Raw genomic sequence first — 17017 nt, forward strand, 5'->3', positions numbered from 1 at the left:
TTTATTTCCCCTTCAACCAATTGTTCAATCTTGCTTTCAAATGAGGGAGATTAAACCGTTCCTCTTCCATGCTGATACACTCAACCACGCTCATGATGCGAACATTGCTCAGACAACAGCACAACAATCCTTAAAAGCGTATACCACTTTAACTCTTAACGTATTCTCTGAAATATTTTCTTGCTTTGCTCCAAAATCATTCTTGCTACTCTACGCATTCACCAAAACGCTATAAACTTAAAACCTCTGCGTAGGCACTATCGAAACTTCCAAATGTTCTCTGTCTATTTCGCTTTGCCTATTTTATCTTTGCCTATTTCATCACCCCCAAGCCTTCAACAGAAAACGACAATGCTCTGACGATAACCTTGGCAATAAAAAACACCTGCAAAAAACACCTGCCAACAAAAATTCGCAGCATATAGAGACTTAAGCTCATTAAGAACTTCAGCATTTCACCGATAGCAGCATTTTACCCTCCATAACTTTACGGCTTTTCCTGCACCTAAACCTGCATACTCTCTGGTGCCCATTAGCACCTTACAAGATTAGTTTGCTTCCATTCAAAAAGACACACACCCACCCCCGCCTGTTTCTGCATACATGCAGTATTCTGCACAACACACAAAGAGAATGCTCTTTTGAACAGATCAGCCATATAGCACTCTTAAAAAAGACATCTTAAAATAGCTAAATAGCCATCCATCTTCCTTTTTCAATTATCATTTCGCTTTTCTTTGCAATGAGCGACTATATAAGATTTTTTGAACCTTTTCAAGCGTTTCTTAACTCATCCGTTCGATACGCCTTCAATCGCATATTCAACGCGCTTGTTTGAAAGAAACAATTTCTTAAGTCCCCTCCCAAGCCTATTTTGCACAAATCCATGTCGCACTGACACCCATGAATGGTATAATGATAAATCTCCAATCCATTGAGACGCCACCTCTTTACGCTTTATAAAAGAGCAAACCGCCACCACCACACACTCAGCCCCCAATATTCCCTCCCTTAGCACTTGAAGACGCTTTCATAAGAAGTATGCCTTTCTTGTACAGTTTCACGGCATACGGCTCTCTCTGCTTGTAATGTTCAAGAAACATGGCTTTGGTTGATTAAATATAAAAAGATTTAAAATGAGAGAATCTTTCAATATTCAAGACTCTCATTCAAGTTGAAGAACACGAGATTATTCTTATAAATAAAAATATTATCAATGAATAACGCTTCGCTCTCCCCCCATGACTCTTTTCAAAATTCTTCCCTCATCTTCCTATCGATTATTTCACGGACAGCATACAATCCACTCTTAATATCGCAGCTTTACAGACCCCCTAACCTAAAAACATAGTTTATAATAAAGACCCAATTTCGATGACATCTCTCTTTTTACCATCACCCCTTTCAATAAAGAAAAGATTTTAAGCTTGCCGAATATAGTGTATCCGCATATATTACAGGCTGTAACATATTGTTACTTATAAAATCACTTCCAAAAGAACAGAAAGAGGTTCTTATGGCTGATCTCGTAAAAGCTGCGATGCTTTATTCAACCTTGATCATTACCCTCAATGCTTTTGTTGTGTTTTTAGCGCTCATCATAGAAGTATATTAAGCATAATCTCTTAGCTTTTCGTAATCTGTGCAAATAAACACTGCGAATTTTCGTAACACGAAAGAGTAAATCTTAAGACAACCAAATTATCTAGCACATCAATTTCAGTTGTTCTCTTTAACACTTCTCACATCAATCTTTGCTTTTTATGGACATTTTTAATAATCAGAGATAATATTTGTTCTTTTCCAATTTCTTTTTAAAAAAATCGCTTCCACGCTCTTAAGAACAAAGGCTCTCACCCTTCTCAGCCAATCTGAAACAAAATTGTTTTTGCTAAAAAGCGTTCACTTAACGACCAAACATGTGCTACTTTTCCAAACACAACAGACAACCCCTTCCATTCTGTTTAAATTTACGCTTTTATCTATTGATTGAAAGCAAATTGGAATCAGAGAGAGAACGTGTCTTTTTCTCTGCATGAATGAATCCTATCACCATACTGAAAAATTTCTTTTACGACCTTCATGGATAATTTTTTCGTTTTTCCCTCCTCATAAAAGGCAAAAAACGTTAGGCCCTAACCCCATTGACGATAAAGTGTATGAAAAGAGTGCAAATTGTAGTGAGATTTTAGATGCAAATCTGTTTTCTTTTATAACTGCTAAAGACTTGACATCCAGAAAAAAAACTCCACACAAAAGGGAGGTTTTTCATTTATTTAAAGTATTTCTTTTAAACTTGAAACAAAAAACAAGATACTTAATTTTGTTTAGAAGCCCACTGCTAGCCTGTCATTTTTCAGATTCAGGAGACTCTAAGTATAGTTTTTCAACCTCACGTTCAAATTTCACATACCAAGTCCATTAGTTGCTTTTAAAACATTTTTACAATTCTCAGATGCCTGAAAAGACAGACCTGCAGCCTCACATTTCTTATATCATTTATCAAGTAACGCTCCATCTTTTTTAAAATCTTCTACGCTATAGACCTTTTCTTTACAACCAGTAACAACAAGTCCAGTACAAAGCAGCAATGTTGTGATAATGACTTTATTCATAAATAAATTCCCCTTTTTTCGGATTTCCAAAGTTTAGGACACACTTTAGTGTCCCATAAAAATTGCACATTTGGTCCATTGTGCATTTTCAAAAATTTTAAAATTCCCTCCTCTGTACGCAGTTTTTTACAATCCCTAAATCAATAGAATGCAAAGAAAGCGCCTCCTATTGATAGTGTTGATAATTTAATTATTGTCCTGCTGTTTTTCAGTTTCATTCCCCTTTTTGCTATTTTCACGAAGTTTCTTTGCAAGACCTCTATAATGTTCTTGAAAAAGTTCCATATCAGCTTGTACAAAATTTACACAATTTTGGGATTTCATAAAAGCAGGTGGCTCTAACTTATCGCATTTCTCTTTCCACTCTTTGCGTAATTTTTCATCTTTTTTAAATTCCTCAACACTGTAGTTTTTTTCACAACCAACAACAACAAGTCCTGTGCAAAGTAATAGTGCTGTTAGAATGATCTTGTTCATGAATTTATCCCTCTCTTTATTTTATACTTTAAGAACTTGTTTTATACTTTGAGAACGACATCGTTGGATTCACACCCCCCTGTATCGTGCTCTTACGTATACCTTTCCTTTGACAAATACGAACAGCTTCAACGCCAATATGTTGAAGCATGAGAGTTGTTTTATTGGACTTGCATTTGGAATGTTATCTATGCAGTGGCTCTTTATATTTGAACTGTTTAGACTTCAGCAGCAATTTGATATCTTGATATTTTCAAAAAGCTTTTTAATCACTTTTTTTTCAAGAATTTTTCTTTTTTTTCAAGAGTTTTTTCAAGAACCACTTTATCATGAAAAGCAGCACAAATATCGTATCAAAAATTCACCATAGCTAGATCCATTGCAAGTTTTCTGAAAATGAAACAACAACTCTTTTAATGATTTGATTGCGCTCTTCCTTATTTCTTAATCCGCTTTCTTAATCCGCCGAGAAAGAAAAAACTTAAACGCCCCCTACACTTTTAAAGTACCAATAGAAATTCTAAAAAAACGATCTTATACATTCCTGATAGCCATAGAAAAGATTATTCCTTGACCATCATCAAGTAGCCTTTAATATTCAGACTCTAAAATCATATAGTCTATAAAATCACACAAATGAAAGAAATAATTTTCATATCATACTCAATGATTTCTTTTGGTTATGAGGAAAGCTTATAGCACACCCATATCAGTCAATTTTATTGATTTTTATTCCCCCCTGATAAACATGAATATAACTTTAAAAAGGAAGTATTATTTAGCAGAAAAAAACAAACAACGCTACTACTAATTTATATGATTTACCCATATATTTCAGTAAAATAAACAAAAAATAACTTCACCTTTAAAACCATTAATCAAGACAATTGTTATGGAAGAATAAACTAAACTATCTAGCGATAATACAAATAACAATGAGGAGGATAAGCACATCCATCGGAGAAAAGTTGAAATGAAGAATTTTTATAGGTTCATGACTCTTTCATAAAATGAATCGTATGAAAAAAAACGCGTAAAAAAATGAACGCTTTTATTACGATTACTTTCATGTAAAAACAACCGATATCATCTTTTTAAAAAACGAACCAACGCACATTTATTATCATAGATCTGTTATCGTATATTATTTTTATTTTCCGTATTTTTTTGCAAGCAATTCGCGCACCTCATCAGCCATTTTAGTTCCACGACTTGCACAACTGACCTTCATTAATCGATGCAAAGTTTCTGGAATATCGATTGTGAGGCGCTTCATCCCTCCATTCACGTTTCCTTTGTGGCTTCCTACCCATGCATCAGCCGTTAAAGGAATAGATTTATTGGTTGGTTTCGTACCAATTTTAATTTTTTTATTCATCACACTAACTCCTTGATTTCCGCTGCAACAGCTTCAATCTCTGCGGCGGCTGGTCCTTGCTTATCAACTTCATAAACAGCCTTACCCTGAACTGCAGCTTCTGCAAAAATCACACGTTGTGCAACGCTAGAAGAAAGAACATGGACGGGATATATGCCAAGCGCTTCGTTCACATCACGCCCTATCGCTGTATTGACAATTTTACGATTAATAACAAAAGCAGATTTGAGATTTTCTTTATAAACGCGTGCTTCGTCAATCAACTTTACAATTCCATCAGCAGCCCAAATATCATAGGGACTAGGCAAAACAGGGATAAGCACAAAATCCGAAGCCATAAGAGCACTACGCGCAAGATCCGTCACACGCGGAGGACCATCAATAATAATATGATCATAACTATGACCAATCTGTGCAATCTCTTTGTGAACCGTTGCACGCGGTAAACCAATAACGGAAAATAAAGGAGCCTCTTCACGTGCAGCAGCCCAATCCAATGCGCTCCCTTGAGGATCAACATCAATAAGCAATACCCGTGCACCGGTACGGGAAAAACTGGCTGCCAGATTCACGCTCAACGTGGTTTTCCCGACCCCCCCTTTTTGATTCAAAAGTCCAATGATCATTCATTACATCTTTCAGTATTATCGTTTTTACGATTATACTGAAAACAACAAAAGAAGCAAGCATCCAACACCGACAAAACAACCATTTCTCTTAATTTTTATGATAAAAACAACAGCCCGCAATTTTATCTTGAGAATATTCTTTTAGTATGAAGCCCAAAACATTATGAAGGGAATATTCTTAAAAAGAAAAAGATAAGTTTAAACAAGTGATAGGCTTCTCTTTCCTCGCCTTAAAATGAAGGTTTCTTAAATCCATGCCAATAGATCAATAAGGTCTCTCCATAATCTTCCTTGGGTTTCACCCTTCATGAGATCCTTGCTCCACCCAGACAAACAAGCCTTTTCCTTAAAGAGATAACAAATATCCTAGGAGAATTCAGGGGGAGCATATTGAATGAGAAAAGCAAAATCCATAAAATTGGCTCATTTCCCACTCTCATCTTCAATCAATTAAAATCATTTATCTACCATCACCAGCAAAGCTAACATATGAGAACAAACACAAAAAAAGACGTCTTATGAAGTATCTGAAATGTCAAAAACGGCTGTCCGCATCGGTGGCGCGTATATAATCGTATCGGTTTGTTCCTTTTCTTGAATGAAAGAAGAGGTGTGTACAGTGAATATTATACTCTTTAAATTGATACAGTTCCGTGCGACAGAATGAAATGAGCTTGAGAAAAATAAGGGTAAAAAAGCAATACAATGGAGTGTTCTCTGCTTCGCAAGAACTAATGAGTCATCCATAAAGAGCGTTATCTTTTACAACGGTTAATTCATTAAGCACATCTATCTTTAAGCTTGAGAAGGAACAAAACCGCCCCATCATAAGACTTGTGCCAGCTCGTGGGCATACGATAAAGCTCTTGGCCCTTGAAACGGTAAAAGGCATTTTTCGTCCTTTCTTATACAATTTTACTCCACGCGGCCCCCGCTTATCAGCAAGAGATCTTGACTGATGCAACATAGAACAGATTTAAAATAAGGGAATCTTATGGTATTCAGAGTTCTAATTCAAGTTCAACAGCACTATATTATCATTATAGATCAATATCTTATTCAAGATCGAATATGTTGCGCTGTGAAATATTCTGCACCTTACAACGCATTTTTCCAAGCAAGACTTCTCGACAAAAAGAATATTTTTGTTAAGATGCCCTTGAAAGATTTTACCTTCATCATGTCCTTTTATAGACCTCAGAGTATCGTAAAAATCGTGCAATTGGGAATAAACGAAAATGAATTTACAGCAAATTGCTCCTGATATTTTTATCGGCACTCAAGTGAGTATAGAAAATATCAAAACATTGGCAGAAGCTGGTTTTAAAACAATTATCTGTAACCGCCCTGATCATGAAGAACCTCATCAACCTGCTTTTTCGAGTATTAAAACGGTCGCAAATGACTATGGCATAAAAGCCTATTACCTTCCCATTTCTCCTCCGACCATAGAAAAATCAGATATTGAGACCATGCAAACAATTTTAAAAACAGCATCTCTGCCTCTTCTCGCCTATTGCCATCGCGGAACGCGTTCGCTGCATCTTTACCGTTTAGCACGTCTTGAATCATAGGTTTTACGCGCTCTTAAAAAACAAAAATTCTTAAATTCGCACTGATCAGTAAAAAAATCATCTGTCAATCATCTTTGTCTCGTGCCTTCTCCTTGAGCTTCTCCCTGGAGCCCTCTTCATTAGGACACGATAAACAAGCTTTCTTTGCTCTTAAATAGACAACAAACCTTTCCCTTTGAAGTCATAAAGAAGCTATAAAAATTCCTGCAAATTGATAAAGCAATTAGCTTTTAAAGTAAAAAAGTCATCGATTTTAAATTTTGTGAAATTGTAAGGTTAAAAGTGTAAGAAGTTTAAAAAACAGTTCTCCTTTTTCTTCTCATCTCTTCTTGCCAAAGATGCTGTATCCTTATTCATTTACGATTCATCATAAATTTTAACGAATCAGAAAGAAACAAGCAGTAAAGTTTTAATTGACAACAAAAACCATACAATTCACTTTGAAAAAGACAATGCCTCAATCAGATCTTCAGATATTCGATTCTCCCTCTCAACAACGCAAGAAACATATACTCCGTGATGTTTTGGAATATATGTTTGTGCTTATCATCACTTTAAGTGCTATTTTTGCGAGTTTTCTCTCTTTTTCAGATAAACTTAGAGCATATTTTTAAAAGTAAGCAACTGATCCAACTTGGATAAGGGGTGGACTGTCTTTAAAATTTCTTTTGCTTTTTTTTCATCACGGTGCATTTGTGCAATCAAAGGTTCAAGCCCATCAAATTTTTCTTGTCCGCGCAAAAACTGGAAAAAAGAAACGGTACAGCTTTCCCCATAAAGGTCGTCATTAAAGTCAAATAAATAGGTTTCCAAAAGGGGGGCCCCATCTTTAACAACCGTTGGACGACAGCCAAAACTTGCAACCCCATCATATAAAATACCGTTGGCACGACGCAAGCGTACCGCATAAACACCATGAGCCAAACGAACTTGAGAAGGCAACATCTGATTAGCGGTAGGAAATCCCAAAAGACGTCCAAGTTTGTCGCCTTGAATAATATTGGAACATACCCGATAGTGATAGCCTAACAAATGAGCGGCTTTGTCCACTTCCCCTTGTGAAAGAAGTTGCCGAATAAAACTAGAGGAAATGATCAACGGTTGTGAATCTTGAGAACGAGAAACACCTGGATGAGAAACGCAAGAGACTTGCACGACCTGAAATCCCTCTTCTTTTCCTCTTTGGCAAAGAAGAGGAACGTTTCCACTTTTCTGATGACCAAATTGAAAATTTTCACCTGTCACCACAACGGAAACATCAAAAGTTTCCTTTAAAATCGATTTGATAAATTCATCGGCTGAAAGAGTGGCAAATTGAGCATCAAAGGGCTGTTCAATCACGCCATCAAAGCCAAGGATTTTAAAAATTTCAGCTTTTTCAGCCGCTTCAGTCAAACGATAGATAGGCGTGGAACGTTGAAAAAAACTTCTTGGATGCGGTTCAAAAGTTAAAACAACAGCTGGTTTCTTTTTTATCCGCGCGAAATCAAGCGCTTTTTGCAATACCCCCTGATGCCCACAATGAACACCATCAAAATTTCCAAGTGCCAAAACGGCTCCCCGCCAAACTGAGGGAAAGGTATGAATTCCCTGAAGACGTAAAAAATTAGCCATTACTGAAGTGCCCACATGATTGCTTGTGGCCTATAACCATAACGTTCAAGAGAAGAATACAAAGCTTGCTTATCGACCACACCATTTTGCATATAATCATAACGATGAATCCCCCCCATAATATAAAGGGCATCAAGACCAAAATGAGCTGCCCCTTTAATATCCGTCAAAAGACCATCACCAATCGCTAAAATTTGACTTTTTTCTACTGTCCCACGTATTTTTTGAAGTTTTTCAAAGGCACACTCATAAATAGGCGCATGAGGTTTTCCAGCAATGCGGACTTCCCCTCCTAATTGTTGATAAAGACGTGCCAATGCGCCGGCACACCAAAATTCCTTATTTCCATAATGGACAATCACATCCGGATTAGCACAAATAAACGGTAAATTCCGCGCCCTTATGCGACGAAACATCGCATCATAAGCAGAGGGTTCTTCATCCAAATCCTCAAGAAAACCACTACAAACGACAACAGAAGCTTCTCTTTCTTCAACAAATTCACATGTCAATCCTTCAAACAGCACCAAGTCACGTTGAGGACCAATGAAAAAAACTTTACGTGGTGCAGCAGAAATGAGATCCCGCGTGACATCCCCTGATGTGATAATGGCATCATAATAGTCACGATGAACCTTCATACTTTGTAATTGGGCTGCAACATCTTCCCGGAGTCGAGGAGAATTGGTCAATAAAATGACCGTTTTTCCCATTTGTCGAATTTTATACAATGCTTTCAACGCTGGTTCAAATGCCTGTACACCATTATGCACAACACCCCATACATCACAAAAAACAGCATCATAACGTTCTATAACAGTCTCAATATGGGTAAGTTCATTCATGGGGGACCTATCTCTATTTGTCATTGATCAAGCTGTTTTTTACTTCAAAACTACTTAGCGAAAGATAAGACTTCTGTCATCTTCTTTCTCAAACCATACCCCAACTTTACATCATTTATTAAAGATTATAAGAAATGATAAAATAAATAAGGGATCAAAAGCCCGTGCAAAATACACAAGTTTTTATTTGGAAAATAAACGGATAAGAACCCCAAATATCTCTTCTTATTTGATTAATAAGTAGAATGAGCAATAAAAAACACTTAAAGATAAAGAATAAAATATTTCTTCCTCTCAAACGCAAAAATTATCGGAGTATTTTGAATTGACAGAGGATTGGAAATATGCACCATTGTATATCTTTTTTTCAGGAAAGATCAAAACATGGCGTTTATCCTATCCATAGAAGCTTTCCCTTGCTACACGCCACGCAGCACCATTCATGAAATGAGTACGAGCCTTGAGAAAGATCTTTTTAAAACAAACAGGTGAATAGATAAAAATCCAATCTATTCTGTTTTTGTGTGTTGCATGAGGGATGTTCACTCATGAAAACTTTTCCCTCTCATTATGATATCTCAACCACATAAGAAAAACCATTTTGGTTATTGATCAAAGACCTCTTTAGTTCTCCCCTAAGACGCTTAATCTTAAAATCCACAGAGAGATTGTTGCTCCCTTCACAAATGCAGAGCTGATGGCATAATTTTGATGAGCGCATCTTAAAAAATTTGAAAGGCAAACAGTCTCTCCTTCAATAAATCTATACCCATTTTAAGAAAAACAATTTTTATTGCCAAGCTCCTAAAATTACTTTACACATTAAAGGATGTTTTGGCCGTCTACGCAACGACCAATAGGGAAAACAAGCCCGAAACCTCGATACATAAATTTATCCCGCTTTGCGTTTTTTTTTCGAATTCCGGGAGATTTTGCTATGTCCAGGTGCTTCCCAGCACTAAAAGCAAAATGCTGACTAGGGTTCAGTATTTTCAAGCTCCCGGAATACTAAATGCGAGGGCGCTCGCAACCGGAGGGGGCAAATGCAAGCTCAGAACCTTAATATTGATCTTTTTGTTGGCAAAAAAATTCGCTTGAAGCGAAAAATGTTGGGAATATCTCAAAAAACCTTAGGAGACGCTTTAGGGGTAAGTTTTCAACAAATTCAAAAGTATGAAAAAGGCTTAAACCGCGTGAGCGCAGGACGTTTAAAGGAAATTTCCGATATCCTAAAAGTTCCGGTTTCCTTTTTTTATGCGGATATTATCACAAAAGAAAACACCTCGTACCCTCATGAAGAAATTGCATCAAGCAAAGAGGAATTTTTGCTTTTAAAAAGTTTTAGAGTCCTGACCTCTGTCAAACAAAAAGCCATTTTAAAATTAATTTCTGATCAAAATTAAAACGTTTTAAATGACCTTTATCCTCTAATCTGCTTTCTATTCTAAGAACAAAGCCCTGCAATTTATAAACAACGCGTTTTTTTACAGGTTCTCCTTGATTGACTTTATAGGATAGAAAGCACGACTTTTTCTTCATAAGCCTTCATGCCACTTCATCAATATTTTTCTGAAAATATCTCGCAACACATCATGGAAAGAGTGCTCTCATTGAGCCATCATGAAAACAATTTATGATATAAGCCTTTAAATATTGAGCGATACTTCTTTTGACTGTTCCAAATTTGAAAAAGTTCTATCCTCTCCCCTGCGTTTAAAAGGACCAGCTTACAATCTGATGTCTTGTCTAACAGTTTCACTGAGCTGACTTCAACATCTCAAAGGACAATGTTCCATGAAGCTCTACGAGCAAAAACGTCCTAAAAAGCTAACTTCCTGCGCACCTAGAAGCACAAAAACGCTTCAATCCAATCCAGTCTGTCAATAATGCAACAATCCAGCTTTTTAAGTGAGCACATTGACTTGATTTATTTCATATCACCAACCTCAAGGAACCGCCTCTCATGAGACTGTAAGGTTTATCCTGATCTCACACATTTTTGCAATAAACATCAAGGAGAATCAATAAAACCAATCACGGGCTTGCAAAGGGGTTGTAAGATCCATTATCTTGCCGCCATTTTGAAGGTTCGGTGAAGTCGCTTGACCAAAGACCAATCTTGTTGTTACGTGCTTTTTCTTCTGCATGATGGTACTGCGTTGGAAGAGGATTTTTGCCCTCCTTTGAGAGCACCAACATCCCTTCTGTAAGACCTGCCTCGGCTAAATCAACCCCTTGAACAAAACATTGCGCATAATACACACCATTGTGCATAAAAGCCCGCTTACAAGATAAATCCTGATCAAGTGTTTTGGTAACAAGCCAAGCCATTGTAACCACACCACAGGGCCATTCTTGATCCTTTAATTTTGCTTTTTGGCGGGGTGCGCATGTGTCCACACCATAAAGATGAATATCACGAGTCATATGAGATCGCCAAGATTGTGCAGAAGGCGTCAGCAATTTAAACGTAACCCCACTGGTAACCGATGCTCTCCCATGAAAAACAACTGTATTATTTACACCATCGCTTGATAAAACTGTCTTCTGCTGATCGAGCGCTGGTCCATTTTTTTCTAAGGACTGTTGGGTGATCGATTGACTTAATTTTTTTTCTTCCCGATAGAGATCCACAATATCTTGGATATCTTGCGTTTTTAATATTTTAAGAAAGCTGAAATCTATTTTATCTCTATATTGGCTTAATCCCCACACTATGGACCCCATAATGTAAATAATAACAATCCATTTAAATAGCATTTCTTAACACGCTCACTCAAAAAGTTCATATTTTTCTATCATTTTACATTATTTATCAGCAATCCCCTTGTTTTTAAAGAAAAAAATATAAATATCTGTTTTGTATATTAACCACATTTTGTAAAAAATAATATTCTCTCTCACCTTATTTTAATATTGTTGTCTTAACCAGAAACACAACTTAAAATTGCCATTTTCATATAACACAATCTCAGTTTGAAAAGACTTCTGTCTCTTTAAGAAAAGCGTTTGAGAGTGAGAAAATCCACGATCAAGACTTTAAAAACAAAAAAAAACAAGGAGTTTAAACTGTCAAAAATAACAGAATTCTCCAGTTGTTAGAGGCAATGAAATGTCAACAGATGAACAAATATTGTTTGTTAAAGAGAGGTAAAATGACAGATAATAGATTTCAGAACATCATTTTTATCGTGACCATGCTGCTTTTTACAGCAGTATTTTTGTCCGATTTTTCTTATGCTGCTCCTTCTTCTACTAGTGGGGATGGACTAGGGAATCTTGATGGTGTTTTAGGCAACATTGTCACAATGATGACGGGTCCAACGGCAAGACTCATTGCCATTATATGTGTTGCTGCTGTAGGTATTGGCTGGATGTACGGCTTTATTGACTTACGCAAAGCAGCTTACTGTGTTCTGGGTATTGCGATTGTTTTTGGGGCTCCTGCCCTCGTCACAAAACTAGCAGGAACCACATAAAATGAACGAAGATACCCTTTTCTTGGCCTGTACACGTCCGGCCATGTTTGCCGGTGTTACAATGGAAGCGATGGCACTCAATGTTATGGCAACATCTATTCTCTTTATTTTGACCAGTGGTTTTACCATGTTTGGTTTAGGCATCGGGATGCACTTTATTTTACGTGAAGTGACAAAATATGATCACAACCAATTTCGCGTATTATTTGCGTGGCTCAATACAAGAGGAAAACAAAAAAATCTCAGCCGATGGGGAGGCGGTTCTACCTCCCCTTTACGCCTTGTCCGCACTTATAAGGAACTACGCTGAAGGAACAAAACCGGTGAAACAGATGTCAATGATGAAACGGGAAACTTTGCCTGAAGAATATATTCCCTATATACGCTACATCAACCAGCATATCATTGCTTTAAACTCACGCTGTTTAATGGTTGTGATGGCTGTTGAAGGTGTCAATTTTGACACAGCAGACATTGATCAACTCAATTCTTTACACAACCAATTAAACACTCTTTTGAAAAATATCGCAGATGAACGGGTTGCTTTATATTCTCACATCATCCGTCGTCGTGAAACAATTTATCCAGAAGGTCATTTTCTTTCATCTTTTGCAACAACATTAGATGAAAAATATAAAAAGAAAATGGTTTCGCAAGAGCTGTATCGCAATGATCTGTTTATTTCACTGCTTTGGAATCCCGCAGCGGACAAGACACAACAACTAGCTTCATTTTTTCAGCGCTTGAGCAAAGCAAAAAAAACACAATCTGAACCCGACGCAGAAGCTATTCGGAAACTCGAAGAGTTAAGCCAAGATCTCATGCAAGGTTTAGAAGAATATGAAGTCCGTCTCCTATCAATCTATGAACATGAAGGACTTTTATTTTCCGAACAAAGTGAATTTCTCCACCAACTGGTGGGAGGAAGACGTGAACGTATTCCTCTTACATTTGGCACCATTGCCTCAACAATTTACTCAGATCGTGTTATTTTTGGGAAAGAAATTATTGAAATTCGCCATGAAAGCAATGAGCGCTTTGTCGGCATGTTTGGCTGGAAAGAATACCCTTCAAAAACCCGCCCAGGGATGACCGATGGTTTGCTTACGGTCCCCTTTGAATTCATCTTAACACAATCGTTTGTTTTTAAAAGTAAAGCAGTTGCCAGTGCCATTATGAGCCGCAAGCAAAATCAAATGATTAATGCCGCCGACCGTGCTAGCTCACAAATTGATGCACTGGATGAAGCCTTGGATGATTTAGAGTCAAACCGTTTTGTTTTGGGCGAACATCATATTTCTTTAGCCGTTTTTGCGGATCACCCCAAAATATTGACGGAGAACTTATCAAAAGCACGTTCTCATTTAACCAATGGGGGTGCCGTAATTGCCAGAGAAGATTTAGGATTAGAAGCCGCATGGTGGGCACAATTGCCTGGAAACTTTAGCTATCGTGCGCGTTCAGGCGCCATTACCAGCCGAAACTTTGCAGCTTTATCGCCCTTCCATTCTTTCCCCGTTGGCAAATTGAACGATAATGTTTGGGGAGCAGCTGTCGCATTGCTCAAAACACAGGCTGGTTCACCTTACTATTTTAATTTTCATTATGGTGATCTTGGCAACACTTTTGTTTGTGGTCCATCGGGATCTGGTAAAACAGTGATTGTTAATTTTCTTCTTGCACAATTACAAAAACACAATCCGACCATGGTTTTTTTTGATAAAGATCAAGGAGCGGAGATTTTTGTCCGCGCTGGAGGTGGAAAATATAAACCTCTCAAAAATGGACAGCCCACGGGGATTGCTCCCTTAAAGGGCATGGAATACAATGAAAAAAATAAAATTTTTCTTCGTCATTGGATCTTAAAGCTCGTCACAGCTGAAGGGCAAATTGTAACAGAAGAAGAGCGACAAGATATCGCCAAAGCCATTGATTCTTTAGAAAACTTACCCCCAACACACCGCTCTCTTGGAGCCCTTCAACTGTTTTTTGACAACACATCCAAAGAAGGGATTGCCATGCGGCTACAACGCTGGATTAGAGGCAATGATTTAGGATGGGTTTTTGACAATGATCAAGATGATCTTAATTTAAATGCACAATTCATTGGCTATGACATGACCGATTTCTTAGACAATGAAGAAATTCGGCGCCCCTTGATGATGTACCTCTTTCACCGCATTCTTGATCTGATTGATGGACGACGCATCATTATTGTCGTTGATGAGTTCTGGAAAGCTTTGGAAGATGATTCCTTTAAAGCTTTTGCGCAAGATCGGCTTAAAACAATCCGTAAACAAAATGGCATGATGCTCTTTGCAACCCAAAGTCCTAAAGACGCTTTAAACTCCACAATCGCCCATACCATTATTGAGCAATGCCCCACCCAAATATTTTTCCCCAATCAAAAAGCAAATTACAATGATTATGTTGAAGCTTTTAAACTCACTGAGCGTGAATTTGAACTGATACAGTCAGAATTAAGTAGAGAATCCCGTCGTTTTCTCGTCAAACAAGGGCAAAGTTCCGTCGTTGCAGAACTTAACTTACGGGGAATGAACGATGAGATTGCCGTTTTAAGCGGCACAACAAAAAATATTGAACTTATGAATGAAATTATAAACGAACATGGCGCAGCCCCTGAAAAATGGTTGCCCATCTTTTATCAGAGGAGAAAAAAACAATGAAAAAATATGGCTTAGTGACACTGTTATCTTTTTCTTTTATTTCTCATGCGCTCTCAGAAATGTCCCCCGATGCAGACGAATATTATAGGCAAGCGCTCGAGAATACACAAAAACTCGAGGCTGCAAAATCAGAAACCGCTGAGACAATTTATAAGACTGCTACTGAAACGACAAAAAAAATTAAAGAACTAAGAGATCAACTTGAACAACTTAAATCAAAAATAGAGGGAACAAAAACTGAAACGACATCAGACGCTGACAAAAACTCTAAACTTGAAGAATTGCAGAATCTTCAAGCTCTTCGACAAGAGCTTCAAGTAAAAGTTTCTCTTCTGCAAGCCGATCTTCAAGCGAATGCTTTAAAACTTCAGTCTCTTGATATGATTCAAGCCAGAGATACGAAGACAAAAGAAGAGCTGCGTGAAGAAAAGGAGCAACAAAAACATAAAACACTTCAAGCACAATTAAAAGAAAAAGAAGAAAAGCTAAAAGAAAAACTTGAAAGTACTAGTGCAGATGTCAGACTATAATTTTCCTACATTTGATAAGTTTTCTCCCTTTGAAAGCATTTCTGGGTATATTTTAAAGCCCCTCGATAATGTGATGGACACAACGGTGAGTGGGTTATCTTCTGCAATTTCAGCGCCCTTAAATCTTGCCGCAATCATTTTTATTTTTCTTTATGGCTATAATGTTATGACAGGTCGCGTTGCCCTTTCCATGCATAGTCTTCTCAATAATGTTGTTAAAATCGTTGTTGTAACAACGATGGCAACGAATGCGGAAACGTTTAATAGTTATGTTAAAGATATTTTCTTCAATGACTTGTCCAACGCTATTGGAAATGCGTTAAACAGCAATCCTGCAAACTCCAATGTTTTTGATTATATTTTGTTAAAGGCAAGTGACCGCTATCAAGAAGTTTTATACAATGCTTGGTTTTTTGAAAAGATCATTGTGGGTCTTCTTGGTTCTATCATGCTTCTTGCTGTTATTCTCTTTTGTATAGGTGGTTTTATTGTCCAAATGTTTGCCCAAGTTGCACTGGTCATGATTATAGGTCTTGGACCTCTGTTCATTAGTTTATATTTGTTCAATGCAACGCGAAAATACACCGATGCGTGGATTACAACTTTGGTTAATTTTACCATTTTACAAGTTCTCGTAATCATGCTTGGAACAATTATATGTCAAGTTATCATACAGGTCCTCAAAGTTTCCTATGAATCAATCTACATTCTTTTTCCCCCTGTCATCGTCATTTCGATCATAGGTGTTATTATCTTCCGGGCGCTTCCTGGTATTGCCACAGCGCTGGCCTCTGGCGGACCATACTTTAGTGCTGGTGTCTCTTCAGGAGGACAGATCTTCACAATGCTTGCCAATAGTGCAAGAGCGAGTGGTAATGCTGTAAAAAGTGCTGCTTCACAAATCTCAGGAGCTGCCGGGAATGCTGCTAAAGGTGCAGCAGGCGCGGCAGCAAAAGCAGGAAGATTTGGAGGTGGTCGTGGTCGGTTTTAAGATAAAGCATTTCTTTAAAAGAAGAAGCATTTTGGTTTTTGCTTTGCGTGCGCCCTTTGGCGCACGCACCATGATCCTGTTCCATGAAAGACTTAACATCTTGGGTCTTACAATAAAACCAATCACAATCTTGCCTCCCATAAACTTGTAAAAGTGTTCAAAATAAAAGGCTCTCATGCATTGTATTCCAAGATATCT

General features: G+C 37.5%; 15 protein-coding genes. 7 read left to right on the forward strand and 8 right to left on the reverse strand.

Features of this window, described 5'->3' with window-relative positions; genetic code table 11:
* Positions 1 to 790: 790 nt before the first annotated feature.
* The 5 genes from NNJ85_RS06395 to parA form a co-directional block, all read right to left on the reverse strand.
* Positions 791 to 1000 carry a hypothetical protein gene (locus NNJ85_RS06395; protein WP_254474518.1) on the reverse strand — a complete coding sequence of 70 codons (210 nt, stop codon included), beginning with the start codon at positions 998 to 1000 and terminating at the stop codon, positions 791 to 793.
* A 1495-nt stretch (positions 1001 to 2495) separates the two neighbouring features.
* Positions 2496 to 2615: an EexN family lipoprotein gene (locus NNJ85_RS06400; RefSeq protein WP_254474519.1), complete on the reverse strand. Its 120-nt coding sequence runs from the start codon at positions 2613 to 2615 to the stop codon at positions 2496 to 2498.
* Positions 2616 to 2801: 186 nt separating this feature from the next.
* Positions 2802 to 3092, reverse strand: a complete 291-nt coding sequence (locus tag NNJ85_RS06405; RefSeq protein ID WP_254474522.1) for an EexN family lipoprotein — start codon at positions 3090 to 3092, stop codon at positions 2802 to 2804.
* Between the two features lie 1150 nt (positions 3093 to 4242).
* Positions 4243 to 4470 carry a hypothetical protein gene (locus NNJ85_RS06410; protein ID WP_254474523.1) on the reverse strand — a complete coding sequence of 76 codons (228 nt, stop codon included), beginning with the start codon at positions 4468 to 4470 and terminating at the stop codon, positions 4243 to 4245.
* On the reverse strand, positions 4470 to 5096 hold the full coding sequence (parA, locus tag NNJ85_RS06415) for a ParA family partition ATPase (protein WP_254474525.1): 627 nt from the start codon (positions 5094 to 5096) through the stop codon (positions 4470 to 4472). The genes NNJ85_RS06410 and parA overlap by 1 nt, the downstream gene beginning before the upstream one ends.
* A gap of 1241 nt (positions 5097 to 6337) precedes the next feature.
* Here parA and NNJ85_RS06420 point away from each other — a divergent pair.
* Complete coding sequence (locus tag NNJ85_RS06420; RefSeq protein WP_254474527.1) at positions 6338 to 6673, forward strand: TIGR01244 family sulfur transferase; 336 nt, start codon at positions 6338 to 6340, stop codon at positions 6671 to 6673.
* Positions 6674 to 7270: 597 nt separating this feature from the next.
* On the opposite strand, the gene NNJ85_RS06425 is transcribed toward NNJ85_RS06420, so the two are convergent.
* Together NNJ85_RS06425 and NNJ85_RS06430 are read right to left on the reverse strand one after the other, a co-directional pair.
* Positions 7271 to 8287 (reverse strand): bifunctional riboflavin kinase/FAD synthetase, encoded by a 1017-nt coding sequence (locus NNJ85_RS06425; protein ID WP_254474529.1) that lies wholly within the window; start codon positions 8285 to 8287, stop codon positions 7271 to 7273.
* A complete protein-coding gene (locus NNJ85_RS06430; RefSeq protein WP_254474531.1) occupies positions 8287 to 9132 on the reverse strand; it encodes a TIGR01459 family HAD-type hydrolase in 846 nt (281 codons plus the stop codon). Before NNJ85_RS06430 ends, NNJ85_RS06425 begins: the two co-directional genes overlap by 1 nt.
* Positions 9133 to 10175: 1043 nt before the next feature.
* On the opposite strand from NNJ85_RS06430, the gene NNJ85_RS06435 reads away from it, so the two are divergent.
* Complete coding sequence (locus NNJ85_RS06435; protein WP_254474533.1) at positions 10176 to 10535, forward strand: helix-turn-helix domain-containing protein; 360 nt, start codon at positions 10176 to 10178, stop codon at positions 10533 to 10535.
* Positions 10536 to 11166: 631 nt separating this feature from the next.
* On the opposite strand, the gene NNJ85_RS06440 is transcribed toward NNJ85_RS06435, so the two are convergent.
* A complete protein-coding gene (locus NNJ85_RS06440; RefSeq protein WP_254474535.1) occupies positions 11167 to 11892 on the reverse strand; it encodes a hypothetical protein in 726 nt (241 codons plus the stop codon).
* Positions 11893 to 12287: 395 nt separating this feature from the next.
* On the opposite strand from NNJ85_RS06440, the gene NNJ85_RS06445 reads away from it, so the two are divergent.
* Genes NNJ85_RS06445 through NNJ85_RS06465 form a run of 5 tightly spaced genes read left to right on the forward strand, consistent with a single transcriptional unit; the run spans position 12288 to position 16819 of the window.
* Positions 12288 to 12611 carry a TrbC/VirB2 family protein gene (locus tag NNJ85_RS06445; RefSeq protein WP_254474536.1) on the forward strand — a complete coding sequence of 108 codons (324 nt, stop codon included), beginning with the start codon at positions 12288 to 12290 and terminating at the stop codon, positions 12609 to 12611.
* A gap of 1 nt (position 12612) precedes the next feature.
* Complete coding sequence (locus NNJ85_RS06450) at positions 12613 to 12921, forward strand: type IV secretion system protein VirB3 (RefSeq protein WP_254474537.1); 309 nt, start codon at positions 12613 to 12615, stop codon at positions 12919 to 12921.
* Positions 12922 to 12943: 22 nt separating this feature from the next.
* Positions 12944 to 15298: a VirB4 family type IV secretion/conjugal transfer ATPase gene (locus NNJ85_RS06455; RefSeq protein WP_254474538.1), complete on the forward strand. Its 2355-nt coding sequence runs from the start codon at positions 12944 to 12946 to the stop codon at positions 15296 to 15298.
* Complete coding sequence (locus NNJ85_RS06460; RefSeq protein ID WP_254474539.1) at positions 15295 to 15828, forward strand: type IV secretion system protein VirB5; 534 nt, start codon at positions 15295 to 15297, stop codon at positions 15826 to 15828. Before NNJ85_RS06455 ends, NNJ85_RS06460 begins: the two co-directional genes overlap by 4 nt.
* Positions 15815 to 16819 carry a type IV secretion system protein gene (locus NNJ85_RS06465; protein WP_254474540.1) on the forward strand — a complete coding sequence of 335 codons (1005 nt, stop codon included), beginning with the start codon at positions 15815 to 15817 and terminating at the stop codon, positions 16817 to 16819. The genes NNJ85_RS06460 and NNJ85_RS06465 overlap by 14 nt, the downstream gene beginning before the upstream one ends.
* The last annotated feature ends 198 nt before the right edge of the window (positions 16820 to 17017 follow it).

The organism is Bartonella sp. B1098 (assembly GCF_944896145.1).
Taxonomy (GTDB): domain Bacteria; phylum Pseudomonadota; class Alphaproteobacteria; order Rhizobiales; family Rhizobiaceae; genus Bartonella.